General features: G+C 72.2%; 17 protein-coding genes. 4 read left to right on the top strand and 13 right to left on the bottom strand.

Going from position 1 to position 19215, the window contains the following annotated elements:
* Position 1: 1 nt before the first annotated feature.
* The 6 genes from AB0H75_RS42120 to AB0H75_RS42095 all read right to left on the bottom strand — a co-directional run bounded on the left by AB0H75_RS42120 (position 2) and on the right by AB0H75_RS42095 (position 5949).
* The gene (locus AB0H75_RS42120) at positions 2-1240 is read right to left on the bottom strand and encodes a CaiB/BaiF CoA transferase family protein (protein WP_367806079.1); all 1239 of its coding nucleotides are present in this window, start codon (positions 1238-1240) and stop codon (positions 2-4) included.
* Positions 1233-2354 (bottom strand): CapA family protein, encoded by a 1122-nt coding sequence (locus AB0H75_RS42115; protein WP_367806077.1) that lies wholly within the window; start codon positions 2352-2354, stop codon positions 1233-1235. The genes AB0H75_RS42120 and AB0H75_RS42115 overlap by 8 nt, the downstream gene beginning before the upstream one ends.
* A complete protein-coding gene (locus AB0H75_RS42110) occupies positions 2351-3172 on the bottom strand; it encodes an amino acid ABC transporter ATP-binding protein (RefSeq protein ID WP_367806075.1) in 822 nt (273 codons plus the stop codon). Before AB0H75_RS42110 ends, AB0H75_RS42115 begins: the two co-directional genes overlap by 4 nt.
* Positions 3169-4014: an amino acid ABC transporter permease gene (locus tag AB0H75_RS42105; protein ID WP_367806073.1), complete on the bottom strand. Its 846-nt coding sequence runs from the start codon at positions 4012-4014 to the stop codon at positions 3169-3171. The genes AB0H75_RS42110 and AB0H75_RS42105 overlap by 4 nt, the downstream gene beginning before the upstream one ends.
* Positions 4011-4904, bottom strand: coding sequence for a transporter substrate-binding domain-containing protein (locus tag AB0H75_RS42100; protein ID WP_367806070.1), 894 nt, complete (start codon positions 4902-4904; stop codon positions 4011-4013). The genes AB0H75_RS42105 and AB0H75_RS42100 overlap by 4 nt, the downstream gene beginning before the upstream one ends.
* A gap of 121 nt (positions 4905-5025) precedes the next feature.
* Positions 5026-5949, bottom strand: a complete 924-nt coding sequence (locus AB0H75_RS42095; RefSeq protein ID WP_367806068.1) for a PaaX family transcriptional regulator C-terminal domain-containing protein — start codon at positions 5947-5949, stop codon at positions 5026-5028.
* A 332-nt stretch (positions 5950-6281) separates the two neighbouring features.
* Here AB0H75_RS42095 and AB0H75_RS42090 point away from each other — a divergent pair, with 332 nt between their 5' ends.
* From AB0H75_RS42090 to AB0H75_RS42080, 3 genes are all read left to right on the top strand, one after another.
* A complete protein-coding gene (locus AB0H75_RS42090; protein WP_367806066.1) occupies positions 6282-7262 on the top strand; it encodes an alpha/beta hydrolase family protein in 981 nt (326 codons plus the stop codon).
* The gene (locus tag AB0H75_RS42085; RefSeq protein WP_367806064.1) at positions 7259-8647 is read left to right on the top strand and encodes an alpha/beta hydrolase family protein; all 1389 of its coding nucleotides are present in this window, start codon (positions 7259-7261) and stop codon (positions 8645-8647) included. Before AB0H75_RS42090 ends, AB0H75_RS42085 begins: the two co-directional genes overlap by 4 nt.
* 68 nt (positions 8648-8715) lie before the next feature.
* Positions 8716-9729: a hypothetical protein gene (locus AB0H75_RS42080; protein ID WP_367806062.1), complete on the top strand. Its 1014-nt coding sequence runs from the start codon at positions 8716-8718 to the stop codon at positions 9727-9729.
* Here the strand turns inward: AB0H75_RS42080 and AB0H75_RS42075 are convergent.
* The 7 genes from AB0H75_RS42075 to AB0H75_RS42045 form a co-directional block, all read right to left on the bottom strand.
* Complete coding sequence (locus AB0H75_RS42075; protein WP_367806060.1) at positions 9726-11369, bottom strand: multicopper oxidase family protein; 1644 nt, start codon at positions 11367-11369, stop codon at positions 9726-9728. The genes AB0H75_RS42080 and AB0H75_RS42075 overlap by 4 nt on opposite strands.
* The gene (locus AB0H75_RS42070) at positions 11362-11769 is read right to left on the bottom strand and encodes a hypothetical protein (RefSeq protein ID WP_367806058.1); all 408 of its coding nucleotides are present in this window, start codon (positions 11767-11769) and stop codon (positions 11362-11364) included. The genes AB0H75_RS42075 and AB0H75_RS42070 overlap by 8 nt, the downstream gene beginning before the upstream one ends.
* A 167-nt stretch (positions 11770-11936) precedes the next feature.
* The gene (locus tag AB0H75_RS42065) at positions 11937-12386 is read right to left on the bottom strand and encodes a hypothetical protein (protein ID WP_367806056.1); all 450 of its coding nucleotides are present in this window, start codon (positions 12384-12386) and stop codon (positions 11937-11939) included.
* Between the two features lie 104 nt (positions 12387-12490).
* The gene (locus tag AB0H75_RS42060) at positions 12491-14722 is read right to left on the bottom strand and encodes an alpha/beta hydrolase (protein ID WP_367806054.1); all 2232 of its coding nucleotides are present in this window, start codon (positions 14720-14722) and stop codon (positions 12491-12493) included.
* A 105-nt stretch (positions 14723-14827) separates the two neighbouring features.
* Entirely contained in the window at positions 14828-15655 is an 828-nt protein-coding gene (locus AB0H75_RS42055; protein WP_367806052.1) for a carbohydrate ABC transporter permease, read from the bottom strand.
* Positions 15652-16599 carry a carbohydrate ABC transporter permease gene (locus AB0H75_RS42050; protein WP_367806050.1) on the bottom strand — a complete coding sequence of 316 codons (948 nt, stop codon included), beginning with the start codon at positions 16597-16599 and terminating at the stop codon, positions 15652-15654. Before AB0H75_RS42050 ends, AB0H75_RS42055 begins: the two co-directional genes overlap by 4 nt.
* A 1-nt stretch (position 16600) precedes the next feature.
* Positions 16601-17872: an extracellular solute-binding protein gene (locus AB0H75_RS42045; protein WP_367806048.1), complete on the bottom strand. Its 1272-nt coding sequence runs from the start codon at positions 17870-17872 to the stop codon at positions 16601-16603.
* A gap of 241 nt (positions 17873-18113) precedes the next feature.
* Here AB0H75_RS42045 and AB0H75_RS42040 point away from each other — a divergent pair, with 241 nt between their 5' ends.
* Positions 18114-19154, top strand: coding sequence for a LacI family DNA-binding transcriptional regulator (locus tag AB0H75_RS42040; protein WP_367806046.1), 1041 nt, complete (start codon positions 18114-18116; stop codon positions 19152-19154).
* Positions 19155-19215: the final 61 nt, after the last annotated feature.

Here is a 19215-nt window from a genome sequence, read left to right as displayed (position 1 = left end):
GTCAGATCACCCCTTCCCCGGCCAGCGCCTTCAGCTCGTCGTCGGAGTAGCCGAGCAGCCCGCCGTAGACCTCGGCGTTGTGCTCGCCGAGGCCGGGCGCCGGCCCGTCGAGCGCCGCCTCCGAGGCGGAGAAGCGGATCGGCACGCCGGTCCCGTACAGGTCCGCGCGGCGGCCGTGGCGCGGGTGCTCCAGCGGCACGACCTCCTCGCGCTCCAGCACGAGCGGGTCGCGTACGGCGTCGCCGGGCTCGCGCACCTCGGCGGCGGGCACGCCGTGCCGGGTGAGCAGGTCGAGGACCGAGGCGAGCGGGCGCCGCGCCGCCCACGAGCCCACCAGCTCGTGCAGCTCCCCGGCGTTGGCCACGCGCGCGTCCCGGGAGGCGAAGCGCGGGTCGGCGGCCAGGTCGTCGCGTCCCATCGCCGCGAACAGGCCGCGGGCGAAGGCGTCGGTGGGGCCGCACAGCGCGAACCAGCCGTCCGCGGCCGGGAACGTTCCGAACGGCGCCAGCCTGGGCACGGTCGTCCCCGTGCGCATGGGCAGGCCCAGCTTCTCGTAGGCGTCGAACGGCTCGCACGCCACCAGCGAGGTGAGCGCCCCCAGCATGGACACGTCCACGTGCTGGCCCTGGCCGGTCGCGTCGGCCCGCAGGACCGCGGCGAGCGTGCCGATCACCGCGTACAGCGGCGCGACCAGGTCGCCCACCGGCAGCCCGAAGCGGACCGGCGGCTCGCCGGGCGCGCCCGCGGTCATCATCACGCCGCTGAGCGCCTGGATGATCGTGTCCATCGCCTTGCCCGAGCCGGGGCCGCCCTGCGCGCCGAAACCGCTGATCGAGGTGCACACGATGCGCGGGTTGATCGTGCTGGCCCAGTCGTGGCCGATGCCGAGCCGCGCCGTGACCCCCGCGCTGTAGTTGTCGATCATGATGTCCGACACCCGGACCAGCTCGGCCAGGACGTCGCGGGCCTTGGGATGCTTCAGGTTGAGCGTGACGCTCTGCTTGCCGCGGCCGCGCAGGAGCATCGACACGGACATGTCGTCGTCCTCGCGGCGGGCCAGCGTCAGCCCGTCGGCGCCGAGGTAGGGGGCGTTGTTGCGGGAGCTGTCGCCGCCGGTCAGCGGGTTCTCCACCTTGATCACGCGGGCGCCGAGCCCGGCGAGCAGCAGGGTGGCGTACGGCCCGGACAGCGCGGTGGTCAGGTCGATCACCGTGCGGCCGGCGAGCGGGCGCTCAGCCACGCAGCACCACCTCCTCGCCCTCCCAGCGGAACTCCGTCCGCAGCCCGGCCCGCCGGGTGATGTCCTCGATGTACGCCACGACCCGCCGGCCCTCCTCGTCGTTCCCGAGCGGCACCGGCCGGCCGGCGTCGTCGATCCAGCAGGGCACCAGCCCGGCCGAGACCAGGCCGTCGCGGTCGAAGCGGCACAGCGCGATCGCGGTGTTCCGGCTCTCGGGGTGGAAGGGGTAGTACGGCATGTCCGGGTCAGGGGCGAAGCCGTACAGCTCGACCCTGCGGCGCGCCCACGCGGCCCGCTCGCCCTCGTCGCCGGCCGCGGGCGTCAGCGCGCGGGTGACGGTCACGAAGTTGCCCAGCCCGTGGTAGATCGGCCTGCCGCGGTACATCTCGACGCCCCGCATGATGTGGGCGTGGTGGGCGAACACCGCGTGCGCGCCGGCGTCCACGGCGGCGTGGGCCACGGGCCGCTCGTACATCGCCAGGACGGCGGGCGTGTGCCCGACGCCCTTGTGCAGCGACACCAGCACGATGTCGGCCTCGGCGGCCAGGGCCGCCACGTCCTCGGCCATCCGCTCCAGGGAGGCGGGGTCGGCGAAGGTGTAGACGGCGGGCGGCCCGCCGGGGCTGGCGTGGTCCAGCTCGTAGTGGGTCAGCACCTTGACGTACGCGCAGCCGGGCTTGCGGCTGGTGGCCCACGACTCGCGCGGGCCGACGCAGTTGTAGCTGAGCACGCCGACGCGCAGCCCGTCGCGCTCCACGACGGCGGGGCGGCGGGCCTGGTCGAGGCTCGGGCCGGCGCCCGCGGTGGCCAGCCCGGCCTCGGAGGCGTACGTGATCGTGTCGGCCACCCCCTGGTCGCCGGCGTCGTAGACGTGGTTGCCCGCGAGCGTCACCACGTGGAAGCCGGCCTCGGCGACCGCGGAGAGCGCGGCCGGATCTGCGGGCGGCGCGGGGACGTCGGTGCTGACCTGGGCCGTGGACGTGCTGTGGGGCACCTCGACGTGGCCGATCACCACGTCGCCCCGGCCCAGCGTCTCCCTGGCCGGGGCGAAGAAGGACGCGGGGTCGGGCTCGTCGACGACGAGGTCGCCGACGGCCATTACCGTGAGACTCACGAGGTGGTCTCCTCCTCAAGCATGCGTTCGTCGGCGGCCTGCGCGGCGCGCCCGGAGAAGCGCGACAGGAAGGCGCGCAGGCGGGGCGAGGCCGGGTTGTCGAAGATCTCCTCGGGGGTGCCGACCTCGGCCACCCGGCCCTGCTCCATGAAGACGCAACGATCGGCCACCTCGCGGGCGAAGCTCATCTCGTGCGTCACGATGATCATGGTCATGCCGCCGCGGGCCAGGTCGAGCACGACGCTCAGCACCTCGTCCACCAGCTCGGGGTCCAGCGCGCTGGTGGGCTCGTCGAACAACATGATCCGCGGACGGGTGGCCAGGGCCCTGGCGATGGCGACGCGCTGCTGCTGGCCGCCGGAGAGCGTCCGGGGGTGGGCGTCCGCCTTGCCGGCGAGCCCCACCCGGTCCAGCAGCCGCAGCGCCTCCTCGCGCGCCTCCCCCGGCCGGCGACGGTGCACCGCCACCTGCGCCTCGACGACGTTGCGCAGCACGCTCCAGTGCGGGAACAGGTTGAACTGCTGGAAGACCATGCCCATGCGGCCGCGCTGGGCGGCCACGCGGCGGTCCGGCAGGGGGCGCAGGTGGCCCCGGTGCATCTCGTAGCCGAGCAGCTCGCCGTCAAGGTACATGGCCCCGCCGTCGATGCTCTCCAGCTGGTGGACGCAGCGGACCAGGGTGGACTTGCCCGACCCGGACGGGCCGATGACGGTGACGACCTCGCCCTCGTGCACGTCCAGGTCCACCCCGTCGAGGGCCTGGTGGTCGCCGAACCGCTTGCGCACGCCACGGACGCGCAGGACCGGCGTGTCGCTCACCGCTGCCCCTTTCCGAAGTGCCGCTCCAGGCGCCGCTGGCCGAGCGACAGCACGGTGACCACCGCCAGGTACCAGGCACAGGCGACGATCAGCAGCGGCACGATCTCGTAGGTCCTGTTGTAGATCACCTGCACCGAGTACAGCAGGTCGGCCATCGCGATCACGCTGACCAGCGAGGTGCCCTTGAGCAGGCTGATGAACTGGCTGCCGGTGGGCGGGACGATCACCCGCATCGCCTGCGGGAGCACGACCTTGACGAAGCTCTGCCCGGCCGTGAAGCCCATCGCGCGGGCCGCGTCGCGCTGCCCGCCGTCCACGGCCAGGATGCCGGCCCGGACGATCTCGGCCATGTACGCGGCCTCGTGAAGGGTGAGCCCGATGATGGCGGCGGTCAGCGAGCTGATCACGGAGTTGGTCGGCCACGAGACGAAGGTCGGCCCGAACGGCACGCCCAGCGAGATCCGCGGCAGCAGGTAGCCGAGGTTGAACCAGAAGATGAGCTGCACCAGGGGCGGGATGCCGCGGAAGACCGCGACGTAGACGCCGCAGGCCCAGGCCATCGGCGCGAAGCCGCTCAGCCTGCCCGCCGCGAGGAGCACCCCCAGCGCGCTGCCCAGCACCATCCCGATGACGGTGAGCAGCAGCGACATGCCGAGGCCGCGCAGGATGTTCGGGTCGAACAGGTATTTGCCGGCCACCGGCCACTCGAACCGCGGGTTGGTGAGCAGGAACCAGGCGAACTGCGCGAGGAGCACGAGCAGCACGGCTCCGGCCACCCAGCGCAGCGGGCGGACGCGGGGGCGGGCCGAGGCGACGTCCACGGCGCCGGGCGGCACGCTCATGGCGTCGCCGCGGTGTTCATCCTGGGCTCCTTCACCGCCACGTTCTGGAGCCCGTACTTGTCCATGATCTTCTTGTACTCGCCGTTCTTGAAGATCTCCTCGAACGCGTCGAGCATGACCGGGCCGAGGCCGCTGGACTTGGGCACGAGCATCGCGAGCTGGTCGACGCCGGCGCCCTGCTCGTCGGTCTGCGTCACGTAGGTGAAGGCGTCCTTCTCCTTGCCCATCACGTCGAGGGCCGCGCTCTCGGTCATGCCGGCCGCGTCGGCGCGGCCGGACTTGGCGGCCAGGATGGTGCCGTTGGTGTCGGCGAAGCCGACGAAGTCGATGCCCTTCCTGCCCTGCTTGGCGCACCACTCGGTCAGGCGCTTGGCCTGGTCCTCCACGATGCTGCCCGCGGTGCCCGCGACGCGCTTGCCGCACAGGTCGGCCGAGCTCTTGATGGCCGAGGAGCCGGACTTGGGGATCAGGTAGGAGGTGCGGGTGACCATCCACACGATCGCGTCGAACTGCTTCTCGCGCTCGGCGCTGTCCTTGACCGGCCCGTTGAAGGCGTCGTACCTGGAGGCGAGCATGCCGGACAGCGCCGCGGGCAGGCCGCTGACGATCGAGATCTCGGTGCGGACTCCCAGCACCTTGCCGAGGGCGTCCTGCAGCTCCTTGTCGATGCCGGTGACGGTCTTGCCGTCGTTGGCGACGATCCGGTAGGGCGGGTGGGAATCCCCGGCAAATCGGATGACGCCCGTTTCCTTGATGCCATCGGGCAGGGCGTCGTACAGAGCCGTCGCACCGGCCGGCCGCTGCCTCTCGCCGCTGTCTCCGCCGCAAGCGGCGGCGCCGGCGAGAGTTAAAACCGCCACACCCGCGAGAATGGTCCTGGGGAATCTCATGGTGGTCCTTCCGCGACCGGTTAACGATGCAGTTGTTCTTGCGGTCGTTGGGATAAGTGTCACACCTAAGGGTGCACACCTGTCAAGAGGCGGCTGTGCAGCGCGGACGCGGGGCCGGCGGTCAGGTGAGCGCGAGGATGGAGCCGGTCCGGTGGTGGGCGACCAGCTCGGCCAGCTCCGGCTCGAACTCCGCGACGATCTGCCTGACCCGGAACTCCGCGAGCGGCCCGAGGGTGTCGTAGATCTCCACGAACAGGTCGCGGGCGGCGGCGCGCGGCCAGTCGGCGGGCAGCAGCTCGGCCGGCAGGTCGGGGTCGTGGTTGGGGAACGTCCGCCAGGTGTCCATGATCCCCGAACGCGCCACCAGCGCCTCCGACGCGCCGACCGCGCCCTTGCGGACCCGCTCCAGGAGGGGCGCGTACCGGGTCACGAACTCCTCGTAGGTGCGCCGCAGCTCGTCGAAGTCCCACGCCTCCTGCGGGGCGCGCAGGCCCGGCAGGTCCAGGGCCTCGGCGCGGAAGACCGTGGACGTGGGGATCCCCAGCTCGGTGAGCACCGCCGCCGCCCTGTCGGCGTCGGCCGTGGGCGAGACCCACAGCCCGTCGTAGAGCGGGGCGAAGCCGAGCCAGCGCAGCCGCGCGCGCAGCGCGTGGCGCAGGTCGCGCTGCTCCTCGGAGATGGAGAACGCCGCCATCACCCAGGTCCGGTCCCACGCGCCCCGCTCCAGGCCGAAGGACATGATCCGCTGCCTGCCCTCCAGCATCACCGCGGCGGCCCGGTCGGTCAGCCGGTAGTAGGTGCGCCGGCCGCTCTTGGACGACTCCAGCAGGTTGCGCTTGGCCAGGCGGCTGAGCGCGGCCCGCGCCGCGACGGCGGAGACCCCGAACTCCTCGGTCAGCCGCACCAGGGCCGCGGACGGCAGTTGCTCGGGGCGGCTGATCCAGTAGTCGCCGAGAAGCGTCGTAATCAGGTGCTGCGGGGGCGCGCCCACCTGGAAGCGCGGAAAGTCGACGTCCCCTGCCTCGGACAGCTCACGATCATTCACAACACGAGTATATTGACAACGCTTACGAATGCGCTCGTAACTGAAGTGTCATGCTTCTGGCGCCGGCCCGATCGCCCGCCGAGGTGGGTCGTGCGCATCCTACGCCTTCCGTCGCGCGACCGGGAGGGTAATCAGGGGATTGACATCGGTGACATAAAGTTGAACGATCGTCTCCGTTGGCGACTGACATATGCCTCACGACGGCTTCCGGGCGCCCCGCCGGCCATGCACGGACCCCGCCGGGCCATCCCGCCGGGCCATCCCGCCGGGCCGCCTCGCCGGGCCCCAGCCAACACCCCCTGCCCGTCTCTCACCCGTGGAGGCAACGCATCGTGTTCGCCCGTTCCCTGACCGCCCGTTCCCTGACCGCCCGCTCCCTGCTGGCGGCGACCGTGGCGGCGGTCGTCCTCGCCGGCTCCGGCGGCGCCGCGGCGTCGTCCGCGCCGCCCGAGTCACCCACGTCGCCCGCGTCGCCCGCGTCGCCCGCCCAGAGTCCGCCGTCCCCGAAGCCTCCCGCCGCCGGTGCCCCGGCGCCGGCCGTGCTGGCCACGGTCCGGGAGGCCGCCGACGGGCTGCCCGGCCACACCGTCTACCGCCCGGCCGACCTCAAGGCCCTGCCGAAAGGCAGCCTGCCGGTGATCGTCCACGGCAACGGCGCCTGCGCGACGAGCAACCTCGAAGGCATGGCGTTCCTCACCGGCCTGGCCTCCCAGGGATACGTCGTCGTGGCCAACGGCGGGCTGGACGAGTTCCCCGTCCCCAGCACCCCCGACCGGACGACGGCGCACCCCGAGGCGCTCCTCGCGGCCGCCCGCTGGGCCACCGGGTCGAAGCAGGCCCGCAAGCAGTTCGACGGGCGCGTGGACCCGACGCGGGTCGGCGTGCTCGGCCACAGCTGCGGCGGCATCGAGGCCCTGGCCGCCGGGACCGATCCCATGATCGACGCGGTCGCCGGGTTCAACACCGGGTACTTCGCGGAGCCGAGCTTCGGCGGCTACGGGCGCGACCGGCTGGCCGGCCTGCACACGCCGACGCTGCTGGTCAACGGCGGTCCTGACGACGTGGCGTACCAGAACAGCGTCGAGAACTACGCCCTGCTCGACGTCCCCGCCGTCCTGGCCTCCGACGCCGCGGCCGGCCACGTCGGCCTGATCGCGGGCCTGGAGACGACCGAGGGCTGGCAGGTGGCCGCGGACTGGTTCGACTACGTCCTGCGTGGGGACCGGGCCGCCGGGGCACGTTTCATCGGCCCCGACTGCGGGCTGTGCTCCCAGGACGGCTGGACCGTCGAGTCGAAGGGACTGCCGCTGTGACCCGCGGGAAGACGATCGCGTGCCTGGCCGTCGCGGTGGTGACCGCCCTCGGCGGAACCGCCACCGCCGGCGCCTCCGCCGGGCCTCCCGGGGGCACGCCGTGCCTGCCGGGCTCCCCCGCCCGCCCCACCTGCGTCAGCGGCACCCTCGACGACGGCACGCCCTACGAGTTCGTCGTCCCGGCCCGCTGGAACGGCACCGTGGTGGTCGCCCTCGACTTCGCCGGCCCCGGCCCGAGCGAGCCCCTGACCGCGCGGCTGCTGGCCGACGGCGTGGCCCGCGGCGGGACGAGCCGGGCCGTCACCGGCTGGGACATCCGCTCCGCCATCGACAACCAGGCCGAGGCGCTGGCCCGCTTCGAACGGGCCTACGGCCCGGCCCGCCGGGCGATCGCCTCCGGGACCTCGATGGGAGGCTTCGTCGCCGCCGGCGTCGCCCAGGTCCACCCCGGCACCTTCGACGCGGCCGTCCCGATGTGCGGCGGGCTGAGCGGGTCCGTCGCCCAGTGGAACCAGAAGCTCGACACGCTCTTCGTGCTGGAGCGCCTGATCGCGCCCGGACTGCCCGTCATCGACATCCCCGAGGACGTCGAGTCGGCCAGGAAGGCGTGGCTCGACGCCCTCGCCGCGGCGCAGCGCACCCCCGAGGGCCGGGCCAGGATCGCCCTGGCCGCCGCGATCGGCCAGCTACCGGCCTGGGGCCGCAACCCCGACGGCACCACGCCGCCGCCCCCGGACCGCGGGGACGCCGCCGCCCTGGAGCAGGGCGCCTACCTCGCGCTCGCCGGCGGGCCCCTGCCCTACGTCGGGCAGGCCATGAGCAGCCGGCGCCAGATCATGGCGGTGGTCGGCGGGAACCCGTCCTGGAACACCGGCGTGGACTACGCCAGGCACCTGCGCCTGGCCGACCCGGCGCTCCGGCGGGCCGTCGGCGACCTGTACGCGGCGGCGGGCCTGGAGCTCGCGGCCGACCTGAGGAGCCTGGCCGCCGCGCCGCGCATCGCGGCCGACCCGGGCGCCGTCGAGCGGTTCTCCCGCGGCATCGTCCTGGACGGCCGGCTGCGGATCCCCGTGCTGACCCTGTCCGGCACCGGTGACCAGATCTCCACCGTCGCCCAGCAGCAGTCGTACGAGGAGAAGGCGCGCCGCGCGGGAGCCGGCTCCCTGCTGCGCCAGACGTACACCGAGACCGCCGGCCACTGCGACTTCTCCCCGACTGAGCAGCAGGCGGCGCTGGTGACGATGCTCGACCGGCTGCGGAGCGGCCACTGGCCCGCGACCTCCGCCCCGGCGATGAACGCCCGCGCGGCGGCGCTGGGCGCCGACCCCGCCCCGCGGTACGTCCCGTTCACCCCGCCCCGGTTCAACCGGCCCTACCCGGACTGAGCCGCACGATCGCCCGGCCGCTCGCCGAAGGGGAGCGGGAGCGGCCGGATGATCGCTACTCTTCGGTGATGTCTCTCATCCGGCGATCATCCGCCGTGGCGGCGCTCGTGACGGCGGCGGCCGTCCTGACCGCCACGCCCCCCGCGCAGGCACACCGCACGGCCGTGGCGGAGCGCGTCTTACGGGTCTACAGCAACAACGTCGAGAACCTGGTGACCAACAACGCCGACGGCTCGTGCACCCGCGTCACCGGCCCGCAGCACCTGGCGTCCATCCTGGTGGACGCCGACGGCCGGCCGGGCACCTCCGGCGTGGCGGCCCCCGACCTGCTCATCGTCCAGCAGGTACGCGGCGCCGGCCAGGCCGGCGCCTACGCCGACCAGCTCTCGGCCAAGTTCGGCTACCCCGCGGGCACGTACCGGGCGATCGTGGCCTGGACCGACCCCGAGGCGTGGGGCGGCACGCACCACTGCGACGACCCGGCGCTCGGCGACCTGAAGAAGAAGCAGACCAACGCGCTCGTCTACAACACCAGGACCCTGAGCCTGGCCGCCGGCGACGTCTCCAAGTACTGGAGCGCGGGCTGGCTCAAGCCCGGCACGCCGTACGGCGGCGGAGCCGGATGCACCCTCTACAAGCCGCCGGACAACGACGAGGGCGCCACCAACCAGTACAAGTGGAAGCGCACCAGCGCCATCGCGGCCAGGTTCACGATCCGCGCGACGGGCACGACCGTCTTCGCCGCCACCATGCACCTGCCGGAGCAGAACGGCGCCAACGCCTGCGCGGGCGCGGGTGACCGGGGCATCGGCGGCACCGGCATCCGCCTCGGCGCCGACGCCACGAGCCTGCTGAACGCCTCCACCATCCGCCTGGTCGGCATCGACGCCAACCGCACCGGCATCGCCCCCGCCACGCTCGGCGGCTTCGGCATGACCGGCCACGGCTCGCAGCCGACGATGGGCACCAGGAAGATCGACTACCTGTTCGTCAAGGGTGCCGTGCGCCCGTCGGCCGTCGATCACACGGTGAGCGGCACGAGGTCCAACCACCGGGCGCTGTACGCGTTCATCGACTACTAGACGACCTCCAGGTTGGCCATCATGCCCATGTCCTCGTGCTCGGCGTTGTGGCAGTGGAAGAGGTACCGGCCGCGGTAGCCGTCGAACCGGGTGATGATCTCCACTGCCTCGCCGGGCCGCAGCGACACGGTGTCCTTGAGGCCCGCGTCGTGGGCCAGCGGCGGCCGGCCCCTGCGGGAGAGGATCCGGAAGGCCGCCAGGTGCAGGTGGACGGGATGGTGGAGGTCGGCGACCAGCCGCCAGACCTCGACGTCCCCGAGCCGGACGGTGACGTCGGTGCGGGCCGGGTCGAACGGCAGGCCGCCGATGAGCCAGCCGTGGCCCGCGTGCGTGCGCCCGGAGCGGAAGGCGAGGTCACGCTCGCGGACGGCGTCCTGGCGCCGCCAGGCCGGCAGGTCGGTGGACAGGGCGCGGGGGACGCGGCTGTCGTCGGCGGCCCTGCGGGCGATCCGGAAGGCCATCACGTCGCGGGTCCGCCCGGTGCCGAGCCTGTTGACGAGCCTGACCAGAGAGCCGACCGGGAGGCCGGCGAAGTCGGCCACCACGTCGTAGCGCTCGGCGGGCGCGACCGGCAGCGCGGTGTGGACGACCGGGGCGGCGAGGAGCCCCTGGTCGGCGCCGACCTGGACGAGGTCGAGCCGGCGCCCGTCGGCGGTGACCGCCTCCAGCTCGTAGTGGCGGGCGTTGGAGGCGTTGAGGACGCGCAGCCGGTAACGGGCCGCGTCGACCTCGTGGACCGGCCACGGGGCGCCGTTGACCAGGATGACGTCGCCGAGCACCCCGGCCAGGTACGGCTCCCGGACGCCCGGCCGGGCGCGCAGGGCGGGGTCGAGCGCGGGGTAGGCGAGGGCGCCGTCGGCGGCGAACGCCCGGTCGGCGATCACGAGGGGCAGCTCGCGCGGCCCGGCGGGCAGGCCGAGGGCGTCCTCGGCGTCGTCGCGCACGATGTGCAGCCCGGCCAGGCCGCGCCAGATCGCGGGAGCGGTGAAGTCCATCCGGTGGTCGTGGTACCACAACAACGCCGGCCGCTGGTCCAGCGGGAAGGTGTAGTCCCTCGTCAGCTCGGTCACCACGGCCCTCGGGTCGCGCATGCCGTGCCCGGTCATGTGCCCCGTGCCGTGTCCCGCGCCGTGCCCGCTGCCGTCCCCCGTGCCGTGCCCCGGGTGCGTGGCGTGCTCCTGCCAACCCGCGGGCAACACCAGGTCGGTCGGGTACCCGTCGGAGGCCGCCGGGGTCCGGCCGCCGTGCAGGTGCACGACCGTCGGCACGGGCAGCTCGTTGCGGTGCGACACGGTGACCGGCCGGCCGCGGCGCGACTCGATCGTCGGCCCGGGGAAGGTCCCGCCGTACGTCCACAGCGGCGTCGTGACCCCGGGCAGGATCTCCGCGTCCACCTCGCGCTGGATGATCTCGTAACGGTCGGCGCCGCCGGAGGTGCTCACCGGCTTCAGCACGGCGGGAACCGGCAGCGGCACCTGGAACGGGGCCGGGAGCGGCACGGCGCTGCGCAGCTCGGCACCGGTGACCGAGGGGCGGCGGGCCATCGCGGCCGCGCCCGTCATCCCGGTGGCCGCCGTCAGCCCGAGCACTCCCCCGATGCCCAGCGCCCGCCGCCTGGTCACGCCGCGGTGGTCACGCATCGTCGCCTCCCCGGCGCGGCAGCGGCCGCCGCCACACGTCGATGAACTGCACCACGACCGCGGCGACGGTCGTCACGCCCAGCGGGAGGTGCAGCCACAGCGCTCCGTCCAGCCCGGCGAAGTACTGCGCCGTCTCGGCCGCCACCACGGCCGCCGTGGCGAGGAACGGCCAGGCGCGGCGCAGCCGGACCCACACCGCGATCGCGACGGCCACCTGGAGGTAACCGATGGAGGTGACGACGTCGGCGCCGGTCGAGTGCAGGCTCAGACCGGCGTAGTCACCGGTCAGGTACACCCCGGCGAACACCGGTTGCCCGGCGATCGCCACCAGGTGGGCGCTGACGACGGCCCGCAGCACCCATCCCACGGGTGCCGTCCGGGGCACGGCCACGGCGAGCATGGAGATCCCTCCTCGTTGCGTTCTCGTAGTGCGAACGAGGGCGAGACTATTGCTCGTGAGCTATGCCGTCTAAGATCAATATTGCTATGACGTTATGTCGCGGCGGTCATGACGGAGCCGGCCGGCCTGTAGGGGCGCGACCGGCCTCGGACCCTGACGCGGGCGGCTCAACCGCAGTGGACTCCGAGCGCGGCGTCGCCGGTGGTGTAGGTGTCGCCGCCGTACTTCAGCGACCCGCTCGCGTAGACGCACTGGCCCTTCAGGTACAGCCGGACCGGGCCCGCGTAGTAGTGGTAGTTGACGCCGCTGTCGAGCTTCGGGTCCCTGACGATGCGGGAGTCGCCGTCGCTCAGGAAGGCCGAGATGTGGCTCGCCGCGCCGTCCCAGGCCGCCTTGACCCGCGTGATGGCGCAGTTGTAGCCGTTCGACGGGTTGTAGTAGAGGCTCAGGTAGCCGCCGACGGTGCCGTAGGCGCGCAACGGGTACGACGACAAGAAGGTGTACCCGGACCCGCAACTGCCGCCGGTGGCCAGGGCGGGCTGCGCCGCCACGGCCGACAGCGGGATCGCCATGCTGCACGCCGCCAGCACGACGGACAGTTTCCTGCGAAGCGTCAAGGGGAGTCCCTTTCCCGGAGAAGATCACGAACTGGCGTGATCGTACTGCACCGTGCGCGCGGCGGGCCCCGGCACCCGGGGCCCGCCGCGGCCGGAGGGCCCGCCTAGCGCCGGAACAGGCGGGGCGCCAGGTCGATGAGGTTCTTCTGCCACACGTCCCAGCCGTGCGGCCCCGGGGTGACCCCGTCGAACTCGTAGCGGATCCCGAGGCTGTCCAGCGTGGCCAGGGACGCCATGAACGACGGGTTGACGAAGTCGGTCCGGTCGCCGACGTACAGGCGCAGCAGCTTGGTCCCGCTGTTGATCGCCGCCGCGTCGACCCCCGCGGCGCTGCCGAACCCGGCGGAGAACGCCGCCACGTAGGCGAACCGGCCCGGGTGCGCCTTGAGCATCCCGAACGTCTGCCCGCCGCCCATCGACAGGCCGGCCAGGGCCTGCCGCGCCGGGTCGTCGGAGACGTGGTAGCGGGCGCGGACGGCCGGGTCGAGGTTCTCCAGCAGTTCCTTGTTGAAGTCGGGCACGTTGCCGTTGCCCATCACGACCACCATCGGCACCAGGTCACCGTCGAGGAAACGGTGGTCGAGGATCTGCTTGGCGCGTCCCATCTCGACCCAGTCCGTGTAGCTCTGGCCGCCGCCGTGCTGGAGGTAGAAGACCGGGTACGGCTGCGCGCGGTCCGGGTCGTAGCCCGGCGGGGTCCACACCAGCGCGGTCCGGTCCTGGTTGACGACGTTGCTCCGGTAGGTCAGGCTCTCGATCTTGCCGCCCCGGCCGGCCGGGACGTCCGAGAGCAGGCGCGAGCGCGCCCCGGCGATGAGGAAGCTGCTCCAGTTCGGCTCCGTGGTGATCTTCGTCGGGTTCGACACGTCCTTGGCCGCGACCCCGTCCACGATCCACTGGTAGTAGTAGAACCACGGGTCGAGCGGGCCCACGGTCAGCCGCCACCGGTCGCCCGCGCGGGTCATCGGGATGCGCAGCCAGCTCCCGTTGGGCGCCCAGTTCGCCCACACCTTGACGTGCTGGGCGTCCTTGAAGTCCGCCGTGGTCTCGAAGGTGACGAAGCCGTCCCTGGACACGAACGGCGTCGGGGTGGTGCCGGGCGCCGGCGGATTGAACTCGCCCTTCAGCCGCCCGTGACCGGCGCTCGGGCCGTGGTCCGCCACCTTGCGGAACAGCCGCGGCGCGAAGTCGATGAGGTTCTCCCGCCAGGCGTTCCAGTTCGCTCCGGCGTCGGGGTTGACCCCGTCGAACTCGTACCTGATCCGGGCCCGGTCCAGCGCCCTGGTCAGGCGGACGGTCGCGTTGTACGCCGGGTCCGTCACGTTCCCCGTGTACAGGCGCAGCAGCTTGAGGTGACGGTTGATAGCGTTCACATCCGGCCGGGCGGCGCCGTCCGTCAGGAGGCCCGAGAACGAGCCGACGTAGCCGAACTCGTCCGGGCGGGACAGAGCGGCGCGCACGGCCCGCGTCCCGCTCTCCGCCACACCGGCGATCGCCTGGTGCGCCGGGTCGCGCAGGACGCGGTAGCGGGCCGCCACCGCGTTCCGGAGATCCCGCAGGTCCTTGCCGTCACCGTCGCTGATCACGACCACCATCGGCTCGACGGCCCTCTGGAGCGACAGGTTGTCGAGGATCTGCCCGGCCCGGCCGAGGTCGAGCCAGTCGGTGGCGCTCCAGCCGTCGCCGGACTGCAGGAACAGCACCGGATAGCCCTTGGGGCCCTTGGCCGCGTACCCCGGTGGCGTCCACACCCGGGCCGAGCGCTCCTCGCCCCCGGTCCGGTAGGTCAGGGTCTCGACCTTGCCGCCCTGCCCCTGGGGCACGTCCATCAGCGGACGCGCCGCGTCGCCGGGCACGACGAAGGTGCTCCAGAGCGGCTTGGAGGCCACGGTGGTGCTGTTGGTGGGGTCCTTGAGTCCCTTGGTGTCGTCGCCGGTGATCTGGTACGAGTACAGCCCCGGCTTGAACGGGCCGATCGTCCCCGTCCAGAGGTCACCCCGGCGGGTCAGGCCGTAGTCCGCCCAGGCGAAGGAGGGGCCGAAGTTGCCCTCCACGTTGAGCTGCGACACCTGGCCCACGGCGGCCTCGACGGCGGCCGCCGGGACGCTGAACGACAGGAAGCCGTCCTCGGAGACGGTCAGCCACGGCGCGTCCGCCGTTGTGTCAGCCGTTGTGCCCGCTGCTGTGTCCGTCGTTGTGCCCGCCGTGGCCGCTCCCGTGGCCGGCAGCGGCGCGAGCATCGCCGCCGCGATCGCCATGATCCCGGCGGCGACCGCCGTGGGGAGCCGGCGCCCGCCGCGGCGGCGCGAGCTGGAGTGATGGGGTAACAAGAACATACGAGAACTCCCTTGACGGGCCGGCCGCGGTCGGCGACCGGCCGGCCTGATCGAGTGGTGGGTGGTTCGCGGGTCCCGGTGTCCGCACCTCCGTCCGTCGCGGGCTCAGCCCTTGAAAGCACCGTCCATGATCCCGGCGACCATGCGCCTGCCGACGAAGACGAACAGCACGAGCAGCGGCAGGGTGGCCAGGAACGAGCCCGACATGGCCAGGCCGAGATCGATCGAGTAGCTGTTCTGCAGCGCCTTGATGGCGATCTGCGCGGTGTACATCTCGGGCGACTTCAGCACGATGAACGGCCACAGGAAGTCGTTCCACGCGCTGACGAACCCGAGCAGCCCGAGCACGAACGCGGCCGGCCGCACCAGCGGGAACGCGATCCGCCAGAAGATCTGCCAGGTGCCGGCCCCGTCGATGCGGGCGGCCTGCAGGATCTCGTCGCTGATGGTGGTGGCCAGGTGCTGGCGCATCCAGAAGATGCCGAACGCGCTGGCCAGCCCAGGGACGATGAGCGCCTGCAGGGTGTCCACCCATCCCAGCGAAGAGATGATCATGTACTGCGGGATGACGGCGAGCTGGGTCGGCACCGTCATGGTCAGCACGACGACGAGGAACAACGCGTTGCGGCCGGGAAAGCGCAGCTTGGCGAAGGCGAACCCGGCCAGCGAGCACAACACGGCGTGCCCCACCCCGATCGAGCCGGCCACGACCAGGCTGTTGACGATCGAGCGGACGAACGGCACCGTCGAGAAGACGAGCCCGGCCAGGTGGAAGAAGTTCCCGCCGGGGACGATCTCCGGCGGCAGCTTGTGGGCGGTCGCCGTGTCCGTCGTGGCCACCACGAACATCCAGTACAGCGGGAACAGGCAGGCCAGCGCGGCCGCTCCGAGCAGCAGGTAGGTCCACCACCGGACCCGGTCGGCCTTCTTCATGAGCGCTCCGGGCGGATGCGGGTGGACAGGACGTAGTTGAGCGACGCGACGGCGATGATCAGGACGAACAGGGCCACGCCGATGGCGGAGCCGTAGCCGAACTCGAACTGGCCGAAGCCCTGCTCGTACAGGAAGAGCGTGAGCGTCTGGCACTGCCGGACCGGGCCGCAGGTGAGCGGGGAGGTCCGGGCGACGAGCAGCGGCTCGGTGAAGATCTGCAGGCCGCCGATGGTGGAGGTGACGACCGTGAACACGATGACCGGCCGCAGCGACGGGATGGAGATGTGCCGGAACTGCTTCCAGGCGCCCGCGCCGTCCACCGCCGCGGCCTCGTAGATCGTCTTGGGCACGGCCTGCAACGAGGCCAGGTAGAGCAGCGTGGTGTAACCGAACCAGCGCCAGGCCACCATCACGGCGATCACGACGTGGCTCCCCCACCCCGCCTGCATGAAGTCGATCGGCCCCACACCGACCAGGCCGAGCAGCCAGTTGAGCAGGCCGTAGTCCCGGTCGAACATCTGGGCGAAGACGATCGTGGTGGCCGCCACCGAGGTGATGTACGGCACCAGCATCGACATCCGCCAGAACACCGCCAGCCGCAGCCGCGCGTGGTTGAGCAGGTGCGCCAGCACCAGCGCCACCAGGAGCTGCGGCACGGTGGACAGCAGCCAGATGCTGATCGTGTTCCAGACCGCGTTCCAGAACCGGGTGTCGCCGACCAGCCGGGTGAAGTTGTCCAGGCCGATGAAGACGTGCTCGCCGATGGGATTCCAGTCGAACAGCGCGACGTAGAACGTGAACAGCAGCGGGATGAGCCCGAAGACCGCGAAGAGCAGGAAGAACGGGGCGATGTAGGCGTACGGGGCCAGCCGCTCGGCCAGGCTCTGCCGCACCCGCCCCGTGGCCTCGGGCAGCGCCCGGGGCGGGCTGAGCGTCGCGGTCACCTCACTTGCCGATCGCGGTCTTGATGTTGGCCAGCGCCGTGTCCCATGCCTTGGCCGGATCGCCCTTGCCCTGCTCGACGTTGGTGATCGCGTTCAGGAACTCCTGGCCGATGGCGGCGCTGTCCGGCCCGATGAGGAACGGCTTGAGCCCCAGCAGCGAGTCGGTGTAGATCTTCCCGATGGGCGCGTCAGAGAAGAACGGGTCCTTCTCGCTGAGGAGCTTCGGGTCCTGGTAGACGGACGGGGTGGTGGGCAGCGAGCCGGAGTTGAGGAAGTGCGCGAGCTGGCTCTGCGGCGACTGCATCTTGGAGATGTAGTCCCAGGCCGCCTTCGGGTTGGCCGCGCCCTTGGGGATGGCCAGGTAGCTGCCGCCCCAGTTGCCGGCGCCGCCGGGGATCCGGGCGATGTCCCACTTGCCCTTGGTGGCCGGGGCGTTGTCGCGGATCTGGCCGAGCAGCCACGACGGTGCGGAGATGACCGCGTAGTCACCCTTGCCCATCGCCGCGCTCCAGCCGTCCTCGAAGGAGCTCTGCTTGGCGGTGATGCCGGCCTGGGCCGCCTTGAGCGCCAGGTCGAACGCCGTCTTGACCTGGGGGCTGGTGGCGTAGACGACGTTGCCCGAGGGGTCGTAGTACTTCTGCGGGCCCTGGTTGACGGCCTGGTAGAAGACGCTGGTGGCGGCGTTGTCGACGAACGCCTTGCCGGTGGCGGCGGTGTACTTCTTGCCGGTCTCGATGAAGGCGTCCCAGGTCGGCCAGAGCTTGCTCACCTCCTCGCGGTCGGTGGGCAGCCCGGCCTGCTTGAACAGGTCGGTGCGGTAGGCCACGGCCATGCCGCCGACGTCGGTGGGGATGCCGATGATCTCGCCGCTCTTGGCCGTGGACTGGCTGATCACCCAGTCCAGGTAGTCGCCCTTGATCTTGTCCGCGCCGTACTGCCGCAGGTCCTGGAAGTTCTGCGGCTGCTGGACGAACTTCGGCAGGTCGTCGCCCTGGATGAGGACCAGGTCGGGCACCTTGCCCCCGGCCAGCGCCGTGGTCAGCGCCTGCGCGGTCTCCGTCGAGCCGCCCACCTCGGTGAGCTTCACCTGCATGCTCGGGTTGATCTTCTTGTACTCCTCGACGGACTGCTTCTGGTTGATCCCGGTGAACGACCAGAACTCGAACGACTTGCCGTCGCCTGACGGCTGGGCCGAGCCGCCGCCTCCGCAGGCGGCGGCGGTCAGGGTGAGGGCCGCGGCGAGCACGGCTGAGGTAGTGGCACGGAACTTCACAGGTGGTCTCTTCCTGGTGTTCAAGAGGGGGTGATGACGTGGCGGGCGGCACGTGGGGCTCAGGGACGACGTCATGCTGCGCTCCTTAGAGAGGTGCCCGCAGCTCCGAAACTTTCGGGAATCATTACGATCGTTAATGCCGGACCATATGTGCGTACTTGGAAACTCGTCAAGAACTTGACTGGAAGATCGTCGAAACCTCATCAGCCAGCGCCGGAACGTTGCTGACTAGACTGCCGCCATGAGCATGGCCGAAGGCTCCTCCGACGACGGCGCCCCCGCGTCCCGGCCGCTGACCATCGCTCAGCTCGCCGAGCTGGCCCAGGTCTCCACCGCCACCGTGTCGAAGGTCGTCAACGGCCGCGCCGAGGTGGGCGCGGGGACCCGCGCCCTGATAGAAGGGCTCATCCGCGAGCACGGCTACCGGCCGCGCCGCCGCGCCGCCGCCGCTCCCCTGGTGGAGCTGGTCTTCCACGCGCTGGAAGGCGAGTACCCCACCGAGATCGCCAGAGGCGTCGAGCGGGTGGCCCGCGAGCACCGCCTGGCCGTGGTGCTGTCGCGCCCGCCGCGCCCCGACACCGCCGGCCGCGGCTGGATCGAGGGCGTGCTGAGCCGCCGCCCCACCGGCGTGATCACCGTGCTGTCCACCCCGACCGAGGCGCAGCGCAGGCAGCTCGCCACCCGCGGCATCCCCCTCGTCCTGCTCGACCCCGTGGACGACCCGCCGCCCGGCGTGCCCTCGGTGGGCGCGAACAACTGGAACGGCGGGCTCGTGGCCACCCGCCACCTGCTCGGCCTCGGGCACCGGCGCATCGCCGCCGTCGCCGGGCCGGACCACGCCCTGCCCAGCCGGGCCCGCCTCGACGGCTACCGCAGCGCCCTCGACATGGCCGGCGTCCCCGCCGACCCCGGGCTGATCGGCCGGGGCGGCTTCCTCATCGAGGGAGGGCTGGCCGAGGCCGAGCGCCTGCTGCGGCTGCCCGATCGGCCGACGGCCGTCTTCACCTGCGACGACGGGCAGGCCACGGGCGTCTACCTCGCCGCCCACCGGCTCGGCCTGCGCATCCCGGACGACCTCAGCGTGGTGGGCTTCGACGACCTGCCCGCCGCGCGCTGGATGAACCCGCCCCTGACCACCGTCCGCCAGCCGCTCACCGACATGGCCGCCACCGCCACGGACCTGCTGCTCAGGATGGCGCGAGGCGGGCTCCCCGCGCGGCACCGCGTGGAGCTGGGCACCGAGCTGGTCGTCCGCGAGAGCACCGCCCCCGCCAAGCGGTAACGAAAGTTACCGATACCCCATCCGAAAGGAAGGGCCTGCAAGCCCGTGAACGATCGCCGGT

It is taken from the genome of Nonomuraea sp. NPDC050783 (assembly GCF_040802095.1).
Taxonomy (GTDB): Bacteria; Actinomycetota; Actinomycetes; order Streptosporangiales; family Streptosporangiaceae; genus Nonomuraea.
This window is presented reverse-complemented; position numbering and strand designations above follow the sequence as displayed.